At 65.3% G+C, this 17845-nt stretch carries 16 protein-coding genes; 7 read left to right on the top strand and 9 right to left on the bottom strand.

Going from position 1 to position 17845, the window contains the following annotated elements; translation table 11 throughout:
* Window positions 1-91: 91 nt before the first annotated feature.
* Together ACM42_RS14670 and ACM42_RS14665 are read right to left on the bottom strand one after the other, a co-directional pair.
* Window positions 92-862, bottom strand: a complete 771-nt coding sequence (locus ACM42_RS14670; RefSeq protein WP_271528586.1) for an SDR family NAD(P)-dependent oxidoreductase — start codon at window positions 860-862, stop codon at window positions 92-94.
* Window positions 863-1060: 198 nt separating this feature from the next.
* Window positions 1061-1348: a hypothetical protein gene (locus tag ACM42_RS14665; RefSeq protein WP_124160822.1), complete on the bottom strand. Its 288-nt coding sequence runs from the start codon at window positions 1346-1348 to the stop codon at window positions 1061-1063.
* Window positions 1349-1487: 139 nt separating this feature from the next.
* Between ACM42_RS14665 and ACM42_RS14660 the strand changes: the two genes are divergently transcribed.
* The 3 genes from ACM42_RS14660 to ACM42_RS14650 all read left to right on the top strand — a co-directional run bounded on the left by ACM42_RS14660 (window position 1488) and on the right by ACM42_RS14650 (window position 7424).
* Window positions 1488-2888: a CoA transferase gene (locus tag ACM42_RS14660; RefSeq protein WP_271528585.1), complete on the top strand. Its 1401-nt coding sequence runs from the start codon at window positions 1488-1490 to the stop codon at window positions 2886-2888.
* Between the two features lie 145 nt (window positions 2889-3033).
* Window positions 3034-4278: an efflux RND transporter periplasmic adaptor subunit gene (locus tag ACM42_RS14655; protein WP_271528584.1), complete on the top strand. Its 1245-nt coding sequence runs from the start codon at window positions 3034-3036 to the stop codon at window positions 4276-4278.
* A 29-nt stretch (window positions 4279-4307) separates the two neighbouring features.
* Window positions 4308-7424 (top strand): efflux RND transporter permease subunit, encoded by a 3117-nt coding sequence (locus ACM42_RS14650; protein ID WP_271528583.1) that lies wholly within the window; start codon window positions 4308-4310, stop codon window positions 7422-7424.
* A gap of 3 nt (window positions 7425-7427) precedes the next feature.
* Here ACM42_RS14650 and ACM42_RS14645 read toward each other — a convergent pair whose 3' ends face one another.
* The 5 genes from ACM42_RS14645 to ACM42_RS14625 all read right to left on the bottom strand — a co-directional run bounded on the left by ACM42_RS14645 (window position 7428) and on the right by ACM42_RS14625 (window position 12233).
* Window positions 7428-8390: an amidohydrolase family protein gene (locus tag ACM42_RS14645; protein WP_271528582.1), complete on the bottom strand. Its 963-nt coding sequence runs from the start codon at window positions 8388-8390 to the stop codon at window positions 7428-7430.
* A 51-nt stretch (window positions 8391-8441) separates the two neighbouring features.
* Window positions 8442-8999: a hypothetical protein gene (locus ACM42_RS14640; protein WP_271528581.1), complete on the bottom strand. Its 558-nt coding sequence runs from the start codon at window positions 8997-8999 to the stop codon at window positions 8442-8444.
* Window positions 9000-9024: 25 nt separating this feature from the next.
* Window positions 9025-10455 carry a TolC family outer membrane protein gene (locus ACM42_RS14635; RefSeq protein ID WP_271528580.1) on the bottom strand — a complete coding sequence of 477 codons (1431 nt, stop codon included), beginning with the start codon at window positions 10453-10455 and terminating at the stop codon, window positions 9025-9027.
* A gap of 180 nt (window positions 10456-10635) precedes the next feature.
* The gene (locus ACM42_RS14630; protein WP_271528579.1) at window positions 10636-11415 is read right to left on the bottom strand and encodes an enoyl-CoA hydratase; all 780 of its coding nucleotides are present in this window, start codon (window positions 11413-11415) and stop codon (window positions 10636-10638) included.
* Window positions 11416-11561: 146 nt separating this feature from the next.
* Window positions 11562-12233, bottom strand: a complete 672-nt coding sequence (locus ACM42_RS14625) for a hypothetical protein (RefSeq protein WP_271528578.1) — start codon at window positions 12231-12233, stop codon at window positions 11562-11564.
* 290 nt (window positions 12234-12523) lie between these two features.
* On the opposite strand from ACM42_RS14625, the gene ACM42_RS14620 reads away from it, so the two are divergent.
* Together ACM42_RS14620 and ACM42_RS14615 are read left to right on the top strand one after the other, a co-directional pair.
* Entirely contained in the window at window positions 12524-13069 is a 546-nt protein-coding gene (locus tag ACM42_RS14620; protein WP_271528577.1) for a sigma-70 family RNA polymerase sigma factor, read from the top strand.
* A 2-nt stretch (window positions 13070-13071) separates the two neighbouring features.
* A complete protein-coding gene (locus tag ACM42_RS14615) occupies window positions 13072-13710 on the top strand; it encodes a DUF1109 domain-containing protein (protein WP_271528576.1) in 639 nt (212 codons plus the stop codon).
* A gap of 106 nt (window positions 13711-13816) precedes the next feature.
* On the opposite strand, the gene ACM42_RS14610 is transcribed toward ACM42_RS14615, so the two are convergent.
* Both ACM42_RS14610 and ACM42_RS14605 read right to left on the bottom strand, forming a co-directional pair.
* Entirely contained in the window at window positions 13817-14920 is a 1104-nt protein-coding gene (locus ACM42_RS14610; protein ID WP_271528575.1) for a DUF2336 domain-containing protein, read from the bottom strand.
* A gap of 63 nt (window positions 14921-14983) precedes the next feature.
* Entirely contained in the window at window positions 14984-16141 is a 1158-nt protein-coding gene (locus tag ACM42_RS14605; protein ID WP_271528574.1) for a GGDEF domain-containing protein, read from the bottom strand.
* Window positions 16142-16571: 430 nt separating this feature from the next.
* Between ACM42_RS14605 and ACM42_RS14600 the strand changes: the two genes are divergently transcribed.
* Window positions 16572-17141, top strand: coding sequence for a sigma-70 family RNA polymerase sigma factor (locus ACM42_RS14600; protein ID WP_271528573.1), 570 nt, complete (start codon window positions 16572-16574; stop codon window positions 17139-17141).
* The gene (locus ACM42_RS14595; RefSeq protein WP_271528572.1) at window positions 17138-17833 is read left to right on the top strand and encodes a hypothetical protein; all 696 of its coding nucleotides are present in this window, start codon (window positions 17138-17140) and stop codon (window positions 17831-17833) included. The genes ACM42_RS14600 and ACM42_RS14595 overlap by 4 nt, the downstream gene beginning before the upstream one ends.
* The last annotated feature ends 12 nt before the right edge of the window (window positions 17834-17845 follow it).

Here is a 17845-nt window from a genome sequence, read left to right as displayed (position 1 = left end):
AATCCAGTACGCCGCGGCTTCTCGGCTGAACCACAACTGTCTCGGAGTACTGGATCGCCCGGTCAAAGCCGGGCGATGACAGTGTGCCCCCTCAAAAATTCACCCGGTTCGAGATCGCGCCATCCACGACGAGATTGGATCCCGTCGTGAATCCCGACACGGGGCTCGCCAGAAACACCGCCGCGCTCGCGATCTCCTGGGGCGTTGCCATGCGTCCCGTCGGGTTGCGGCTCATCGCATCCTTGTAGCGCTCGGGCATGTTCTGCTCGATCATCTCCCAGACGCCGCCCTTGAAATAGACCGTGCCGGGCGAGACCACGTTGACCCGGATCTTCTTCTTCGCATATTGCCGGGCCAGCCCCTTGGCCATGTGGATCAGCGCGGCCTTGATCGGGCCGTAGGAGCTGGCCGTGTCGGCCTGCGCCGCCGCGATCGACGAGATGATCACGAAGGCCGCATCGCCGCGGCTCGCGCCGCTGGCTTCGAGGAACGGTCGCGCGGCATCGAACGCATGCACGGCACCGAGTACGTCGAGCCGGAAATTCTGCTCCCAAGACGCAGGGTCGCCGCCTTGCGCCATCGCGCCCGCATTGGAGAACAGCAAGTCGACGCCGCCGAGCTCCTTCGCTGCATTCTCGATCCAGGATTGCAGCGCCGCGCCGTCGGTGACGTCGACCGGGCTGCCGGTGGCCTTGATGCCGCTCGCTTTCAGCTCTGCGACAGTGGCCGCAACCTGATCGGCGTTACGCGCGCACACCGCGACATTGGCGCCTTCACCGGCCAGCGTCGTCGCAATCGCCCGCCCGATGCCGCGCGTGCCGCCGAGGACGATGGCGTTCTTGCCTTTGAGACCGAGATCCATTGTTGGTTTTCCTTGTGTTGGTCGCAGTGAGTGTAACCGTTTCAGACGATACGCAGAAGCCTCGACATCGTCATTGCGAGGGGCTCTTGCGACGAAGCAATCCAGCTGCCTTGGATCGATTCCGGATTGCTTCTGCCTTCGCCAAGGGCCTCGGCGGACAAGTTGCTGCGCTCGCAACGACGCCGCCGCAGCGGACGCCTACTCCGGTGCCGCCCCCACCGGCGGACCGCCGGGCGGGCGGTGCAGGAAGGTCAGCGACGCATAGGCGCCGGCCCAGGAGCCGATCGCCGCGAACGCGACATAGAACGCGTTATCGGTGTAGCTGATCACCGCGTAGGAGGAGAGCAGGTACCAGACCGCGCTCCAGTTCGCCGCCGGCACGCGCTTGCGCGCGATCACCGCCGAGGTGAACATCACATAGACCGCGTCGGTGGCCGCCGTTGCGACGAACACGGCGCCTGCGGTGAGGGGATCGATGGCGGCCATTGCATTCCTTCTTGTGCTGATGAATGGTCGCGAAAATTAGAGCATGATCCGGAAAGGTGTGCAGCCGTTTTCCATCGCGACAAACGCGGACCGCGTTTGCGCGGAGATCATGCTCAAGCTTCAAGGGAGGGCACCGGCCATGCAAAGCCCCGCCGACATTCTGAAGGGTATCTGGACTTCCGCCGGCGGCGATGCGGGTCCGCTCGATCGCGTGCGGCTGACCGGCGCCGAGCCACAAATCCCATCCTCGTTTCGTGTCGCCGTCGCCGGCCAGACGACGATAGCTGCCGCCGGGCTCGCCGCCGCCGAAATCTGGCGACTGCGCAGCGGCGAGGTGCAGGACGTCTCCGTCGACATGCGCCACGCCGTCGCCGAATGTCGTTCCGAGCGCTATTTGCGCGTCGACGACAAGCCGCCCCCGCCGGCCTGGGACGCGATCGCCGGCGTTTACAGGACCGGCGATCGCCGCTTCGTCCGCTGCCACACCAATTTTCCGCACCACCGCGACGCCGTCTGCGAGGTGCTCGGCTGCGAGGCGGAGCGCGAGAAGGTGCAGGCGGCGTTGATGCATTGGAACGGGGAGGATTTCGAGACTGCGGCTTACGCCGCAGGCGGTGTCGTCGCCCTGCTGCGATCGTACGACGAATGGTCCGCCTTGCCGCAGGCGCGTGCGCTCGCCGGATTGCCGCTGGTCTCGATCGAGAGGATCGGCGAGGCCCCGCCGAAGCCGTGGCCAAAAGGCGATCGTCCGCTCTCAGGTCTTCGTGTGCTCGATCTCTCTCGCGTCATCGCGGGCCCCGTCGCCGGTCGCACGCTCGCTGCGCACGGCGCGGACGTGCTGCTGGTGTCAGGACCGGAACTGCCCGCCATTCCCTGGCTCACCATCGACACCGGCCGCGGCAAGCTCACCACCTTCATCGAGTTGAAGAGCGAGTTCGGGCGGGCGCAGCTGCGCGAGCTGCTCAAGGACGCCGACATCTTCTCGCAGGGCTATCGCCCGCATGCGCTCGCCGCCCTCGGCTTCGCGCCGGAGGACGCAGCGCAAATCAATCCCGGCATCGTCCATGTCACGCTGTCGGCCTATGGCCACACCGGCCCCTGGGCCGAGCGGCGCGGCTTCGACTCGCTGGTGCAGACGACGACCGGCTTCAATCATGCCGAAGGCCAAGCCGCCGGCATCGATGCTCCCAAGGAATTGCCGGCGCAAATCCTCGACCACGCCACCGGCTATCTGATGGCGTTCGGCGCGATGATGGCCAGGGCGCGCCAGGCCCGCGAAGGCGGCAGCTGGCACGTGCGCGTCTCGCTGGCGCAGACCGGGCGATGGTTGTGGAATCTCGGTCGGCTCGACACCGGACTGAATACCCCGGATCTTACGGGCGAGGCCGTACATGCTGCGTTCATCGAAGGCATGCCATCTGGCTTCGGCACGTTGAAGGCGGTGCGTCATTCGGCAGTGCTGTCGAAGACGCCGGCACAATGGACCCGTCCCGCGATGCCACTCGGCAGTCATCCTGCACAATGGCCTGCGCGAAGCTGACATGAAGCTGACACGTCGCAAAACTTTAACGCAAACCACAAGAGGCTCAGCGTTTTTTAGGTTGTTTGAAATCCTAATTCGGCACTATTAGCGCGACCGATGAGGCAGTCATTTGCCGAGATCGTCGCAGACACGACCGGGGCCCATGGTGGTTGAAAAGACCAAGCGATTGCAGGTGCTTACAAAACAACGGGTGATCGCATCCGTAGTTTTACTCGCTTTTGCCGGTGCCGGTGCCTACGGCTTCCTTTCTTCGGAGCCAAAGCAAAAAAAGCACTCCGAGATCTCCAGCCAGTCGCGCAGGAATGCGCAGGCCTTCACGCCCACGCCGTCCGAATGGGCGACGCTGACGATCGAGCCGGTCAAGGCCAAGAGCTTCCGAGCCGAGTATGTCACCGAGGGCAAGGTCGCGGTCGACGAGGACCGCTCGACGCCGGTGTTCTCGCCTTATGCGGGCCGGGTCACCAAGCTGCTGGCCAAGCCGGGCGAGATGCTGAAGCAAGGTCAACCGCTGTTTACGATCGAGGCCGCCGACACCGTGCAGGCCCAGAACGATTTCATCGCGGCGATGACCTCTCAGAACAAGGCGAAGTCGGCGCTCGAGCTTTCCGACATCCAGTTCAAGCGTGCCAAGGATCTTTATGAGGGACACGCCATTCCGCTGAAGGACTATCAGCAGGCGGAAACAACCCAGGTCCAGGCGCAGAACGACATGCGCTCCTCGGTGACGGCGCTGGAAGCCGCGCGCAACAAGCTGCGCATCCTCGGCTTCACCGACGAGACCATCAAGGCGTTCCAGGACAAGGGCACGATCAATCGGGAGGTCACGATCTATTCGCCGATCTCCGGCACGGTCGTGCAGCGAAAGATCGGCCCCGGGCAGTACGTCAATTCCGGCGCCAGCGACCCGGTCTTCGTCATCGGCGATCTCTCCACGGTCTGGCTCACCGCCTTCGTGCGCGAGAGCGACGCGGCCGCGGTGTGCATCGGGCAGGACATCACCGTCAACGTGATGGCACTGCCGGGCCGTCCGTTCACCGCCAGGATCAACTACGTCGCCGCCGCGATCGACCCCGCCACCCGCCGCCTTCTGGTTCGCGCGACCATCGACAACAAGGACGGCCTGTTGAAGCCGGAGATGTTCGCCAACGTCACGATCTATTCGGCCGGCGACCGCGCCGCGCCGGCAGTGCCGAAGCAGGCGTTGATCTACGAAGCCGACAACGTCCGCATCTGGGTCGCGCGCGAGGACAAGTCGGTCGAGCTGCGCAAGATCAGGATCGGCCTCATCAACGGCGACCTCGTCGAGGTCACCGGCAATCTCAAGCCCGGCGAGCAGATCGTCACCAAAGGCAGCCTGTTCATCGACCGTGCAGCCTCCGGCAGCTGATCGACGACCCCAAGAAATTGAAGACCTGAATGGATCGTCTCGTTGCCCTCGCCGTTGACCGGCGTTTCCTGATGGTCGGCATGTTCGCCGCCGTGCTGATCGGCGGCCTGATCGCGTTCAACCAGCTCAACATCGAGGCCTATCCCGATCCGACCCCGCCGATGGTCGACATCGTGACGCAAAGTCCGGGCCTGTCGGCGGAGGAGATCGAGCGCTACATCACGATTCCGATCGAGACCCAGGTCGCGGGTCTGAAGAATCTCACCACCATCCGCACCATCTCGCTCTACGGCCTCTCCGACGTCAAACTCCAGTTCTCCTTCGCCTACACCTATGACGAGGCGTTGCAGCAGGTGCTGAACCGCTTGGCGCAGCTCGCGCCGCTGCCGGGCAACGTGCAGCCGCAGATCTCGCCGCTCAGCCCGATCGGAGAGATCTTCCGTTATCGCTTGGTCGGCCCGCCCAATTACAGCGTGCTCGACCTCAAGACCATCCAGGACTGGATTCTCCAGCGCCGTTTCCGTGCCGTGCCCGGTGTCATCGACGTCACCGGCTGGGGCGGCAAGAGCAAGACCTACGAGCTCCAGGTCGACTTCAACAAGCTGGTCGCCAACGGCCTGACGCTGCCGCAGCTGCTCCAGGCAGTCGGCAATTCCAACGTCAATGTCGGCGGTAATACCGTCGATATCGGCCAGCAATCGGCCGTGGTGCGCGGCGTCGGCCTGATCCGCTCGATCGACGACCTCGCCAACACCATGGTGGCGCAGACCGGCGGCAATCCGGTGCTGGTCAAGGACGTCGCAACGGTCACCGTCGGCCACAAGCCGCGTCTCGGCATCGCCGGCCTCGACGAAACCGACGACATCGTGCAGGGAATCGTCCTGATGCGCCGCGGCGAACAGAGCTCGCCGACCATCAAGCGCGTCCACCAGCTCGTTCAAACCATCAACAACTCCAGCATCCTGCCGCCCGGCGTGCGCATCGAGCGCATCTACGACCGCGGGGACCTGATCGAGCTGACGACCCATACCGTGCTGCACAACATGGTTGTCGGCATCTTGCTGATCGTGCTGTTGCAGTGGATGTTCCTCGGCAATCTCCGCAGCGCGCTGATCGTCGGCGCCACGATTCCGTTCGCGCTGTTCTTCGCCGTGATCATCCTGGTGCTGCGCGGGGAATCGGCAAACCTGTTGTCGGTCGGCGCCATCGATTTCGGCCTGATCGTCGATGCCACCGTCATCATGGTGGAGGCTATCTTCCGCCGCCTGACGCAGACGACGCCGATCTCTGAATCCGAGCACATGTCGCCCGAGACGCTGTTCGGCATGAAGAGCCATGCCATCCTCAGTGCGGCCGCCGACGTCTCGCGCTCGATCTTCTTTGCCGCGGCGATCATCATCGCGGCGTTCCTGCCGCTGTTCACGCTGTCCGGGGTCGAGGGCAACATCTTCGGGCCGATGGCCCGCACCTATGCCTATGCGCTCGCCGGTGGGCTCCTTGCGACCTTCACCGTCACGCCGGCGTTGTCCGCGATCATTCTGCCCGCGCATGTCGAGGAAACCGAGACGAAGGTGATGCTGATCCTGCACCGGTTGTACTCGCCGCTGCTGCATTGGGCCGTCGCCAATCGCAATATCGTTCTCGGCGGTGCGGTCGGCCTCGTGCTGACGACGGTGGCGCTCAGTCGGCTGCTCGGCCTCGAATTCCTGCCGAAGCTGGAGGAGGGCAATCTCTGGATCCGTGCCACGCTGCCGCCGACCATCTCGCTCCACGAAGGCAACAGCTACGTCAACGAGATGCGTAAGTTGATCCGCGCCCGGCCGGAGGTCGAGTCCGTCGTGTCGCAGCACGGCCGTCCCGATGACGGCACCGACGCCGCCGGCTTCTTCAATGCCGAGTTCTTCGCGCCGCTCAAGCCCGTGAGCCAGTGGCCCGGCACGCGCGACAAGGAAGAGCTGACCGCGCAACTGCTCAAGCAGCTCGACGACCGCTTTCCCGGCGTCGAGTTCAACTTCTCGCAATATCTCCAGGACAACGTCTCCGAAGCCGTCTCCGGCGTGAAGGGCGAGAACTCGATCAAGCTGTTCGGCAGCGACCTCCAGGCGCTGACCGACACCGCCAACAAGATCAAATCGGTGCTGGCCACCGTACAGGGAGTCACCGACCTTGCGGTGTTCACCTCGCTCGGGCAGCCGACCATCCAGATCGACATCGACCGCGCCAAGGCCGCGCGCTACGGCCTTGCGCCGGGCGACATCAACGCCACCATCAAGGTCGCAATCGGCGGCGACACCGCCGGCGACCTTTATGAACCCGGAAGCGACCGCCATTTCCCGATCATCGTGCGCCTCGCGCCGGAATACCGCCGGAGTGCCGAGGCGATCCAGAATTTGCGGATCGGCGCGCCCGGGCCGAACGGCACCGTCACGCAGATTCCCCTGAGCGAGGTCGCCACCATCAGCCTCGTCTCCGGCGCGGCCTATATCTATCGCGAGCAGCAGGAGCGCTATCTGCCGATCAAGTTCTCGGTGCGCGAGCGCGATCTCGGCAGCGCCATCCGCGAGGCCCAGGACAAGATCGCCGAGCAGGTGCAGCTGCCGCCGGGCTCGCACATGGAGTGGGTCGGCGAGTTCGGCAATCTCCAGGATGCGATCCGGCGGCTGTCGATCGTGGTGCCGATCTCGCTGGCGCTGATCGGCGTGCTGCTCTGGTTCAATTTCGGCTCGATGACCGACACGCTGCTCGCGATGAGCGTGATTCCGATGGCGATCTTCGGCGGCGTGCTGGGCCTGCTGATCTCCGGCACGGCGTTCAGCGTCTCCGCGGCGATCGGTTTCATCGCGCTGTTCGGCATCGCCGTGATGGACGGCATCATCATCCTGTCGCAGTTCAACCAGCTCATCGATGAGGGCATGGACCGCATGAGCGCGGTGGTGCGCACCGGCGAGCTCCAGCTTCGGCCCGTGCTGATGACCTGCGTCGTCGCGGGCGTCGGCCTGTTGCCGGCGGCGCTGTCGGAAGGCATCGGCTCGCAGGTGCAGAAGCCGCTCGCGGTCGTCGTCGTCACCGGCATGATGCTGGCGCCGCTCGTGATCCTGGTGACCCTGCCGGTCCTGATCTCGTTCTTTTCCCGCCGCGCGCGCTGACCGTCAGAACCCGTAGAGCCGCGCCGGATTGTCGACCAGGATCTTCTTGCGCACGTCCGCATCCGGCGCCCACACCGGAAGCTGGTTGAGCAGGCGGCCGTCGTCGATCTGATAGAAAGGCGCGATGTCGGTGGGCTTGCGTCCCTCGACGCGGCTGGAATCCGGATGCGGCCAGTCGGTGCCCCAGACGATGCGGTCCGCATTGGCCGCGATCAGCGCGCGGGCATAGGGCACCATGTCCTGATAGTCGGGCGCGAGCTTCGAAGAGCGATAGGCGCCGGAGATCTTCACATAGGCCTTGCCGGACTTGACGAGGGCGATCAAGTCGGCAAATCCCGGCTGCTCCAGCCCAAGTGAGGCCTCGAGCCCGCCGAAATGGTCGAACACGGCGGGCACGGGCGACGCCAGCACGAGGTCCTTGATTGCGGAGATCATCGCCAGCGTCGTGTAGAGCTGCACATGCCAGCCGCGCGCCTTCATGCGCTCGACGGCTGTGGTGAAGCGAGCGCGGCCGACATTGGGATCGTTGATGCCCCCGGTCGCCAGATTGATGCGGATGCCGCGGAAGCCATCCGCCTGCATCGTATCGAGCTCTGCTTCCGTGGTCTTGTCGTCGATCACGGCGACGCCGCGCGCGGTCGCGCCACGCGCCTTCATGCCGAACAAGGTGGAGGAATTGTCGGTGCCGTAGACGCTCGGCGTCACGATCACCACGCGCTCGATATGCAGCGCCTTGTGCAGCGCCGCCATTTCTTCGGGGCTCGCAGGCTCCGGCGTATAGACGCGCCCCGCGAAGAACGGAAATCTCTGGGGGTCGCCATGAATGTGGGTGTGGCAGTCGCAGGCATGCGCCGGGACGTCGAAATTGATCGGCGTTGCGGGTTGCGCCGCACGGGCGCGGGCTTTGCTGGTCATGGCTACTCCGGCGGCAAGGGAGGCAAGCAGAACGCTGCGTCGGCTGTGCATGGCTTCTCTCCCTGTTTTTGTTATTGGCAGAAGTGCCGGGACACTATCACATCAGCCGGACAGCCACTCCGCTTCGTTGCATAGCTGCTCGACAAGGTCCGCAGGCGGACGTGAGCCGTCAACGCGCACGACCGGGCAGGGCAGGCCCGCGAGCCACGCTTCATGCTTGGCGAGACTGCGACCTTCGCGATCACCGGCTTCGTAATGGGAGGCCCATTCGACGAAGTCTTCGGTCTCGTCATGGCGCCAGCCGCCCGGCGCGACCGCATCGGCGCCGAAATGGGCGGCCTCGCGGGCGCGCAATCGCGCCATCCGGGTTTCGCGCGACGCCGTCACGAAGACGACGAGATCGAAATACGGAACGAGCTCCTCGCCCCAGCCTGTGACGGATCCGCTCAGCACCCAGTCGAGCCGCGGCAGAAACATCTCGCGCATCAGGCGAAGCCGCTCGGCGGCGGGGCGCGTCGTCTGGTAGGGCGGCACGGTCGGAAGCCAGAAATAGTCATCGCTGTCGTGATGCGGCAACGCAAGCCGGCCCGCGACCGCGCGACCAAGCGTCGTCACCCCGGAGCCCGAAGCTCCCATCAGATGGATGCGGCGGCTTTTCATCGGCACCGACCCAAGAGATTTGAGCCTATTGCCCCGACGGCGTGCGCAGGCCGTGCCAGGCGTCGCGGACCTGGTGGTAATGCACCTCGGGCAGATAGTCCGGCGTGTTCAGGTTCAGCGTCTTGACGTCGAGATGGCCGATGGCGCTGAGCAGCGTATAGGACGCGATCACGCGGTCGCGTTGCGCGCCGATGAGGCGGGCCTTGGCCTGGATCAAATCGGCTTGCGAGTTCAGGACGTCCACGGTCGTGCGCTGTCCGCCGGAGGCCTCGCGCTGCACGCCCTGGAGCGCGACGGTCGCCGCCTTCACCTCGGACTCCGAGGCCGAGACCGTGACCTTTGCTCCTTCATTCGCAACCCATGCGCTGACCACCGCCGTGCGCGCCTGGTTGCGCACCTGGTCGAGCACGAGCCGGCTCTGTGCCGTGATCTCCTTGGCCTGCCGCGTCTGTGCCGCAGCCTGACCGCCGTCGTAGATCGGAGCGGTGACGTTGGCGACGATCGAGGCCTGGTCTTCGGCTAAGGTGCCTAGCGTCGGGTCGTTGTTGCGGCTCTTGCTTGCGCTACCCTGGATGCTGGCGCTCGGCAGCAGCGTGCCTTCGGCGATACGGATGTTGGTGGAGGCGACATCGACGTCGAAGCTTGCGGCCATCACCGCCGGATGCTGTCGGATCGCCATCGTCACGGCGTCTTCGCGGCTCTTCGGCAAATAGCGGTCGACGGCCTCGGCGGGCCGAAGCTGCGACGGCGCATTGCCGATCACCTGCGCATAGGTCGCCTGGCTGACGGCGAGCGCGACCTCGGCCGCGTTGAGATCGGCAAGGCCGCGGTTGAGACGGGCCTCGGCCTGCGCGGTGTCGGTCGGCGTGACATCGCCGGCGTTGAGGCGGCGCTGGGTGACCGACAGTGTTTCGCGCAGGAAGGCGACGTTGGAGCGCTGTGCCTCGACCAGCGACTGGTTGGCGAGCACGTTGGTGTAGGCGGTGACCGCATCGAGCAGGACGCCCTGGCCGACATTGCGCAGCGCCTCACGGCCCGACTGCACCTGGAGTTCGGCGGCCCGCACGCTGTTGGCGGTGCGGAAACCGTTGAACAGGGTCTGCGTCACGGTGACGCCGATGATCCAGGGTTTCAGGTTGGCCGTCTGGATGGTGTTGTCGGGCAACAGATTGCGCACCGATTGCAGGCCGGCGCTGAGGCTGGCCACGATCTGCGGCCGGTAACCGGCGAGCGCCTGCGGCACGTTCTCGTCGGTCGCGCGCTGGCGCGCGCGCTCGGCATTGAGCTGCGGGTTGGTCTGGTAGGCCTTGGCCAGCGCTTCCGGCAGAGCTTCGGCCCAGGCGGCGGAGGGCAGGGCGCACGAGAGCGCCAGCGTGGTCCATGTCGCAAACGCGGGACCCACGCCCGATCGATGTCGCGTCACCCCGCGACCAGCTCTGGCGATACGCCCAATCATATGTTCCCGCGAAATTCCCGGCTGTCCGCCCCCGCCGACGGCGGTCTCTTAACTGTTAAACCAGCCGAGGTCCCGCAGGCAAACTGCCGCGGGGAAAACCCCCATGAAATCCGTGCTTGTTGCAGCTCCGTCACAGGGTTCCGCGGGAATGCGGCAGGGCCTTACACCAGCCTGACCGCCTTACCGGTTCTTGTTCACCGGCTTGCGCTTCTCGATGAACGCAGCCATGCCCTCGGAGCGGTCCTCGAGCGCGAAGGTCGAGTGGAACAGGTTGCGCTCGACGCTCATGCCCTCGGCGAGCGTGGTCTCGAAGGCGCGGTTCACCGCTTCCTTGGCCATCGCTGCCGCAGGGCGCGACATCGCGGCGATCTTCTCGGCTGCCGCCATCACTTCGTCCATCAGCTTATCAGCGGGTACGATGCGGCTGACGAGGCCCGAGCGCTCGGCTTCCGCCGCATCCATCATCCGGCCGGTGAGGCAGAGGTCCATTGCCTTGGACTTGCCGATCGCGCGCGTCAGGCGCTGGGTACCGCCGATGCCGGGAATGGTGCCGAGCGTGATCTCGGGCTGGCCGAACTTTGCGGTGTCGGCGGCGATGATGAAATCGCACATCATGGCGAGCTCGCAGCCGCCGCCCAGCGCATAGCCGGCAACCGCCGCGATCGTCGGCTTGCGGCAACGCGCGATGCGGTCGCCGCCGATCGCGGCGAAATCCTCCGAGAACATGTCGATGAAGCCCTTGGGCTGCATCTCCTTGATGTCGGCGCCGGCGGCAAAGGCCTTCTCGTTGCCGGTCACGACGATGCAGCCGATGGCGTCATCGGCCTCGAGATCGTCGACCGCCGCGGCGATCTCGCGGAAGACGCCGAAAGAGAGCGCGTTGAGCATCTTCGGCCGGTTCAGCTTGACGATGCCGACCGCGCCTTTGCTTTCGACGATGATGTGTTCGAACGTGCTCATGCTCCACCCACGCTTTTGATCGGGTGGGCAATGTGCCCGCTGGCGCGATGGGCTTCAAGGGGGCTACGGGCCGCCGGAACGCGACGAGGGGCGCGTTCCGGACGAGGTCCGTCAGGCCGGTGCTCGGGCCGGGAAGCGGCCGGCAATCACGCCATGAACATCCGCGCGGCGGATGCCAGCGTCAGCAGCGTGCCGACGCCGATGAAGATCTTGCCGATCAGGGAGCTCTGGTCCCAGGCCGAGCTCTGGTGGCTGCTTGCCATCACCGGCGCAGGCCGCGGCTGTGCCTCGGTTGCGGCAATCACCGCCTTCTGCCCCGGCGCCTCCTGTTGCAGGGCGCGATCGATGTCGTTGAGCTGATCGGGCGCCACGACCTGGCTTTCGGCTGGCGCGACGTTGGTATTATCGGCCGCAGCCTGGACATTGTCGTTGGCGCGGTTCGTCATCGCGGAGGCGGCAGCCGCAGTCGGCGTATCAGTGGCGAGCTGCGCGTTGGCGTTGGCGACCTCGGGCGGCATCTGGCTCGACACCGGCGCCTCACTGCCTGTCTTGTTGTCGTTCTTGTTGCCGTTCCTGGCCTCGTCCGCCCGTGCCGTGGCGCCCTTCTTGTCGGCCTTGTCGTCGGATTTCTGCGTCGTCTTGCTGCTGCTGGTGCGGCGCGAGTCTTGACGCCGGTGCTTGGCCGTGTCGGCCTGCTGGTCCGCGCTGTCCGCTTTATTGCTTGCGGCCGAATTCGGCGCCGCCTGTGCAATGCCTCCGGACAGCAAGAAAAGCCCGGCCAAGACAGTCAGGGCCGCGCGTGCGCTGGCTTTCATCATGTTGACGATCTCCCCAATTCCGCCCGTCCCGGCAGCGAACAGAGACCCCGGGGCGTGACGACAGCGGGGCAGAAAATGGGAATCTTCGGGCTGGACCCGGCAAAAACGGGGCAAACTGCGTTGCAATGTTGCCGCCGGATGCGGTACGGGCCGATCGGTGTTATGAGCCGTCAGGGATCTCTGTGGCCGCATTGATCGCGTCGTTCGGCCGTGCATCACGAATTCGTGATGTTATGGGTGTCCGCGTAACAAATTGAAAGAGCGGCCGAATTGCATGGTGAGGGGCGCGGGTGCGCGGACGTGAGGACGAATGGACCGGCCTGATGCGGTCGGCCATGGCTGGCGATGACGCGGCCTATCATCGCCTGTTGAAGGCAATCACGCCGGTGCTGCGGGCTTCCGCGAGGCGCGGGTTGGCGCGGGCAGGGCAGCCTCCCGACCAGGCCGAGGATATCGTGCAGGAGATTCTGTTGGCGGTGCATCTGAAGCGGCACACCTGGGACAGCGAAGCCCCCTTCGCGCCCTGGCTGTTTGCGATCGGCCGCAACAAGCTGATCGACGCGCTCCGCCGGCGCGGCAAGCGCGTGTTCGTCAACATCGACGATTTCGTCGAGACGCTGCCGGGCGAGATGCCGCAGGAGACCGCATCGGCCGGTGAGGTCGCCGCCCAACTGGGCACGCTGCCGCAGCGTCAGCGCGACGTGCTGCAATCGATCGCGGTCGAGGCCGCCTCGATCAAGGATACGGCGGCAAAGTTGTCGATGAGCGAGGGTGCGGTGCGGGTCGCGCTGCATCGCGGACTTGCTGCGCTGACGGCCAAACTGCGGGACCATTAGTCATGGACACCGATCAACTCATTCGCTCGCTCGCAGCCGACAACGCGCACCGCGCTCCACGCGTCGGCGCCGTGCTGACCATGGCGCTGCTGGTGGCCGCGCCCTTTTCGATCCTGTTTTTTGCGACCTTCCTCGGCGTGCGCGCCGACGTGATGAGCGCCATGCACAACCCGTTCTTCGACATGAAGTTCGCGGTGACGCTGTCGCTCGCAATCCCCGCGATCATCATCAGCCTGCATTTGTCGCGTCCCGAAGCCCTGCTGCGCGGCTGGGCCTGGCTGCTGCTGCTGCCGGTCGGGCTGTTGGCGGTTGCGATCGGCAGCGAGGCGATGATGGCCCCGGCCATGCCGATGACGATGCGCTTGATGGGCAAGAACTCCAGGATGTGCCTGGTCGCAATCCCTGCGATGTCGCTGCCGCTGCTTGCGGGGGCGCTGTTCGGCCTGCGGCACGGCGCGCCGTCAAGCCCCGCGCTCGCCGGAGCGCTCGCCGGGCTGGTGTCGGCCGGCCTCGCCGCGACCCTCTATGCCTCGCACTGCACCGACGACTCGCCCCTGTTCGTCGCGACCTGGTACACGCTCGCGACCGCGGTGGTGACCGCGATCGGCGCGCTGGTGGGATCGAGGGTCCTGCGCTATTAAAGAATGACCCGGAAAAGCGTGCAGCGGTTTTCCGAAAAGATCGTGCTCAATCAACCAAAAGCGCGATGACGATTTATTCCGATCTCATTGCTCTCTAGCGCCGGCTTCACGCCGCCGGCGTCGCGCCCAGCTGCATGCGGTGGAAGCGCAGCACCTGCTGCGCAGTCGATGGGCGAAGCGCCTCATAGCTGTCGCGCAGCGTCAGAATGTCGGTCTGCGACCCGCCGGATAGCTTCTCGCGCATGGCGATGATGGCGCGCACGCTCGACCATTGCATGCCAGCGACCTTGGCGAGGATCATCACGCCTTCGGTACGGCTCTCGATCATCATGGTCTCGGCGGTCTCGACCGCGACGCCCGCGAGTGCAGCCAGCCCCGCATTGGTCTCGTCGAACTTGCCCTGCTCGGCGAAGGTGGTGACCTGGAACTCGTTGAGGCGGCCGTCGTCGTGCAGCGATTTCACCAGCGCGCGGGCCATCTCTGTCTGCTTCGTCATGGCGGCGGCGCGAACCCGTTGGGCCGCTTGCTGGACTACGCTCGACACTTCGTCCGCAAGCTCGGGATGCGCGGCCGCAAGCTTCCTGCGCACGCTCAAGGATGCCTTGGCGACCAGCCTCAAATAGTGATGGCGCGGCAGGTCGGACCGCAGGCCGATGCAGTTGGCGAGGTCGTCGTCGCGCTCGGCGCGGATGACGAGCTCGGCGAGACTTTCCTCGGAAAGCCGCGCGCCCGGATTGCTGACGGTCGACTGCACCACGTCCTCGTTGCCCCGCATCACCAGCACGTCAGTCAGCGCTTCCGACAGCATCCGCCGCAGCGAGATCGCCTTGAGATGGGCCTGGCCCCTGGTGCGCGCGATCTCGATCAGCGTCGCCTCGTCCAGCCGTTCCGATTTCGACAGCACCGGGCCGGAGACCTCGATGACCTCGTCGAGCGCGAGCGTGCGGATGATTCTCGGCGGCGCGGCCGCGATCGGCGCGAGGCGTTCGGCGAGCAGCGCCCTGGCCGACGTCTCGATCTGCCCGATCAGGCATTGGAACACGTCGTCGAACACGCGGATGTGGTCGTCGGAATAGTCCACTGCGTTGCCCACGAAGAGATCGGTGACGCGGCGCAGCGTCTCGACCCGGCGCGCAACGGTGCCGTGCGTGAGGGCAGCCTGCAATTCCTCGAGCAGGTTTTCGGATGGTCTTGCGGATTTGGATCTCATTGCCCTGTCCTGGAGCGTTCGGCCCGGCAACGGCTTCTGCCGCACCGGGAGAAAATGGATTGGTCAGCTCGTCACAATAGAGTTGCGCCCTTGCGCCTTGGCGGAATAGAGCGCGCGGTCGGCGCGCGCGAGAAATGTGTCGGCAGTATCAATGTCGCGCAGCGTCGCGACGCCCGCGGAAATGGTCACCCGCATGCCCGGAGAGAACGCGCTCCAGTCGAGATCGGCAACGATGCCGCGCAACCGCTCAAGCGTGCGCTGCGCGGCGTCGCCCGGCATGCCCGGCAGCAGCAGCAGGAATTCCTCGCCGCCGTATCGGCCGAAACTGTCGGCCGGGCGGATGTTGGCGAAAATGGTGATCGCGAAGGTGCGCAGCACCTCGTCGCCGACGGGATGGCCGTGGGCGTCGTTGATGCGCTTGAACCAGTCGAGATCGATCAGCGCGATCGCGCAAGGCGTGGATGCCTGCCGCGACTTTTCGATTTCGGCGTCGAGAAGCCGCATGATGCAGCGGCGGTTGTAGGCGCCGGTGAGTTCGTCGAGCTCGGCGAGTTCCTCGATACGCTGATAGGCAGCCTTCAGTTCGATGCTGCGCCGGTACAGGATCTTGCGCAGGGTGGCGCCGAACAGGCCGAGGAAGGCGCACTGGCCGATCACCAGCACGAAGCAGAGCATCGAGGCGGTTCGCTGCAGCCGGGTCGTAACCGGCAGTCCGATCGGCAGGTCCGATCCCAGGAAAACCGTAGCGAGCCCGCAGGTGGCGAGGCCCCAGGTGAGCATCGCCTGGCTCGACGTCATACGTAGCGTGCCGAAGGCGAAGATCAGGAACAACACGGCCAGGAACGCGACCCCGACGGTCGGCACCGCGAGCAGGAACACCAGTTGCAGCGCCATGTGCGCCGAGATCTGATAGACGGTGAGGTAATGATCCTCGAACCGGTCGCCGAAACCGGCTTCGGACAGCACCGTGAACGTACCGATGATGATGAGGCCGCCGAGCCAGAACAGCGACGGAACGCCCATCGAGATCGTGCCGTCATGGGCGTAGAGCAGCAGGACCGAGGCGCCGAGCGAGTAGCTCGCGACCTGGCCCATATACATCTGGCGGCGCTGCCGGGCCCGGCGCGCCCTGACTTCGGGGGCGGCCGTCTCGGGCGCGAGGACGAGGTCCGCGACCTCTGCGGCATTCCTCTCGGGAAAGGACGTCGCGGCCGTGCTCATGGTCCCGCCAATGGTGGATGTCAGCGCAAAAATCTACGTGGCAAGCCTTTAGGTTTGGTATCCTTTGGAGCCGAATCCGAACCCTGCAGCACGGAACAAGATGATCAGCCATCGTGCGATCTTACTGGCGATCATGCATCGTGTGTGGTGCGGTCGAGCCAAAGCAGGACTTGGTGCGACAAACCTGATGCAGGGGCTGCTATGGAACCGGACCCGGCCGGCGACTATGCCGGACAGGGGGCTTCTGCAGGGAAAGTATTATGTTACCGATCTGGATTGACGCCGCTGACCGCCACGGATGGGACGAAAAAAATGCGCTTATGTGGGGTAGCTCACACCGGCCCCCGCATGATTGCGGTAATTTGAACAATTTTGCACCCCCCGTCGAACCGCGCGCCGCATCGACCCGACCAACTTTGCGAGACGGCCATTGAGCGCGACACAGGCGGCTTCCGACGAGGTCCTGATCGCCAGGATCGCCCAAGGTGACCGGCTCGCCATGCAGGTGCTGTACGGGCGGCACCATGTCAGGGTTTACAGGTTCGGACTGCGGCTCGTGCGGGACGAGCAGGCGGCGGAAGACCTCATCAGCGAGGTGTTTCTCGACGTCTGGCGTCAAGCCGGCAAGTTCGAGGGCCGATCAGCAGTTTCGACCTGGCTGCTGGCAATCACCCGATTCAAGGCCCTGTCTGCGCTCCGGCGCAGGAAGGATTTCGAGTTGGACGAAGAAGCCGCCAACGCGATCGAGGATGCGTCCGACGATCCGGAAACGGTGGTGCAGAAGAAGGATACCAGTGAGGCGTTGCGGGAGTGTCTGACGGGCCTTTCGCCGGAGCACCGGGAAATCGTCGATCTCGTCTACTACCACGAGAAGTCCGTGGAAGAGGTGGCCGGAATCGTCGGAATTCCCGAGAACACTGTGAAGACGCGCTTGTTCTATGCGCGCAAGAAATTGGCCGAACTGCTGAAGGCAGCCGGCGTTGAGCGAGGCTGGCCATGATGGCATTGAGCAAGAAGATGCTGGAGCAAGAGCCCAGTGAAATTGAACTGCTGCTGCCATGGCACGCCGCCGGCACGCTGAGCGCGCGCGATGCGCGCCGCGTCGAGGAAGCGCTGGCGCGCGATCCCGAGCTTGCCAGGCAGTATGCCGCGGTCCGCGGCGAGTACGAAGAGACCATCCATCTGAACGAGAGCCTGGGTGCTCCGTCGGCGCGCGCGATGCAGAAGCTGTTCGCCGCGATCGACGCTGAGCCGGCGCGGGCGAGCGGCTCGCCGCCGCTGTCGGCGCGTATCTCGACGTTCTTCGCGAGCCTGTCGCCCCGTACGCTGGCGTGGTCGGCGGGCCTCGGCGCCGTCGCACTCGTGCTGCAAGCCGGAATCATCGGCGCCGTGCTGATGAAGAACCAGCCGGCGACCTTCCAGACGGCTTCGGTCTCGACCAGCGCACCGATCACGCGCGAACTTGGCAGCACGGCAGCGCCGGCGCGCGCGCTGGTGCGCTTCACGCCCGAGGCACGCGTCGCCGACATCACCGCGCTGCTCGACAGCTACCAGGCTTCGATCATCGGCGACGCCAAGGGCGGCATGTTCCGCCTCCAGTTCGACAAGGCGATGAGCCAGGACGAGCTCGCCTCGCTGCTCGGCAGGATGCAGCGCGAGAAGTTCGTCAACCTCGCCGTCGCGGTGCCCTAGGCGCGCCGCTGA

The organism is Bradyrhizobium sp. CCBAU 25338, assembly GCF_028128965.1.
GTDB classification, from domain to species: domain Bacteria; phylum Pseudomonadota; class Alphaproteobacteria; order Rhizobiales; family Xanthobacteraceae; genus Bradyrhizobium; species Bradyrhizobium liaoningense.
This window is presented reverse-complemented; position numbering and strand designations above follow the sequence as displayed.

Bases quoted from the DNA above. Each gene is read 5' to 3' on its own strand.
- ACM42_RS14670 (WP_271528586.1), bottom strand. From the start codon at position 862: ATGGATCTCGGTCTCAAAGGCAAGAACGCCATCGTCCTCGGCGGCACG.
- ACM42_RS14665 (WP_124160822.1), bottom strand. From the start codon at position 1,348: ATGGCCGCCATCGATCCCCTCACCGCAGGCGCCGTGTTCGTCGCAACG.
- ACM42_RS14660 (WP_271528585.1), top strand. From the start codon at position 1,488: ATGCAAAGCCCCGCCGACATTCTGAAGGGTATCTGGACTTCCGCCGGC.
- ACM42_RS14655 (WP_271528584.1), top strand. From the start codon at position 3,034: ATGGTGGTTGAAAAGACCAAGCGATTGCAGGTGCTTACAAAACAACGG.
- ACM42_RS14650 (WP_271528583.1), top strand. From the start codon at position 4,308: ATGGATCGTCTCGTTGCCCTCGCCGTTGACCGGCGTTTCCTGATGGTC.
- ACM42_RS14645 (WP_271528582.1), bottom strand. From the start codon at position 8,390: ATGCACAGCCGACGCAGCGTTCTGCTTGCCTCCCTTGCCGCCGGAGTA.
- ACM42_RS14640 (WP_271528581.1), bottom strand. From the start codon at position 8,999: ATGAAAAGCCGCCGCATCCATCTGATGGGAGCTTCGGGCTCCGGGGTG.
- ACM42_RS14635 (WP_271528580.1), bottom strand. From the start codon at position 10,455: ATGATTGGGCGTATCGCCAGAGCTGGTCGCGGGGTGACGCGACATCGA.
- ACM42_RS14630 (WP_271528579.1), bottom strand. From the start codon at position 11,415: ATGAGCACGTTCGAACACATCATCGTCGAAAGCAAAGGCGCGGTCGGC.
- ACM42_RS14625 (WP_271528578.1), bottom strand. From the start codon at position 12,233: ATGATGAAAGCCAGCGCACGCGCGGCCCTGACTGTCTTGGCCGGGCTT.
- ACM42_RS14615 (WP_271528576.1), top strand. From the start codon at position 13,072: ATGGACACCGATCAACTCATTCGCTCGCTCGCAGCCGACAACGCGCAC.
- ACM42_RS14610 (WP_271528575.1), bottom strand. From the start codon at position 14,920: ATGAGATCCAAATCCGCAAGACCATCCGAAAACCTGCTCGAGGAATTG.
- ACM42_RS14605 (WP_271528574.1), bottom strand. From the start codon at position 16,141: ATGAGCACGGCCGCGACGTCCTTTCCCGAGAGGAATGCCGCAGAGGTC.
- ACM42_RS14595 (WP_271528572.1), top strand. From the start codon at position 17,138: ATGATGGCATTGAGCAAGAAGATGCTGGAGCAAGAGCCCAGTGAAATT.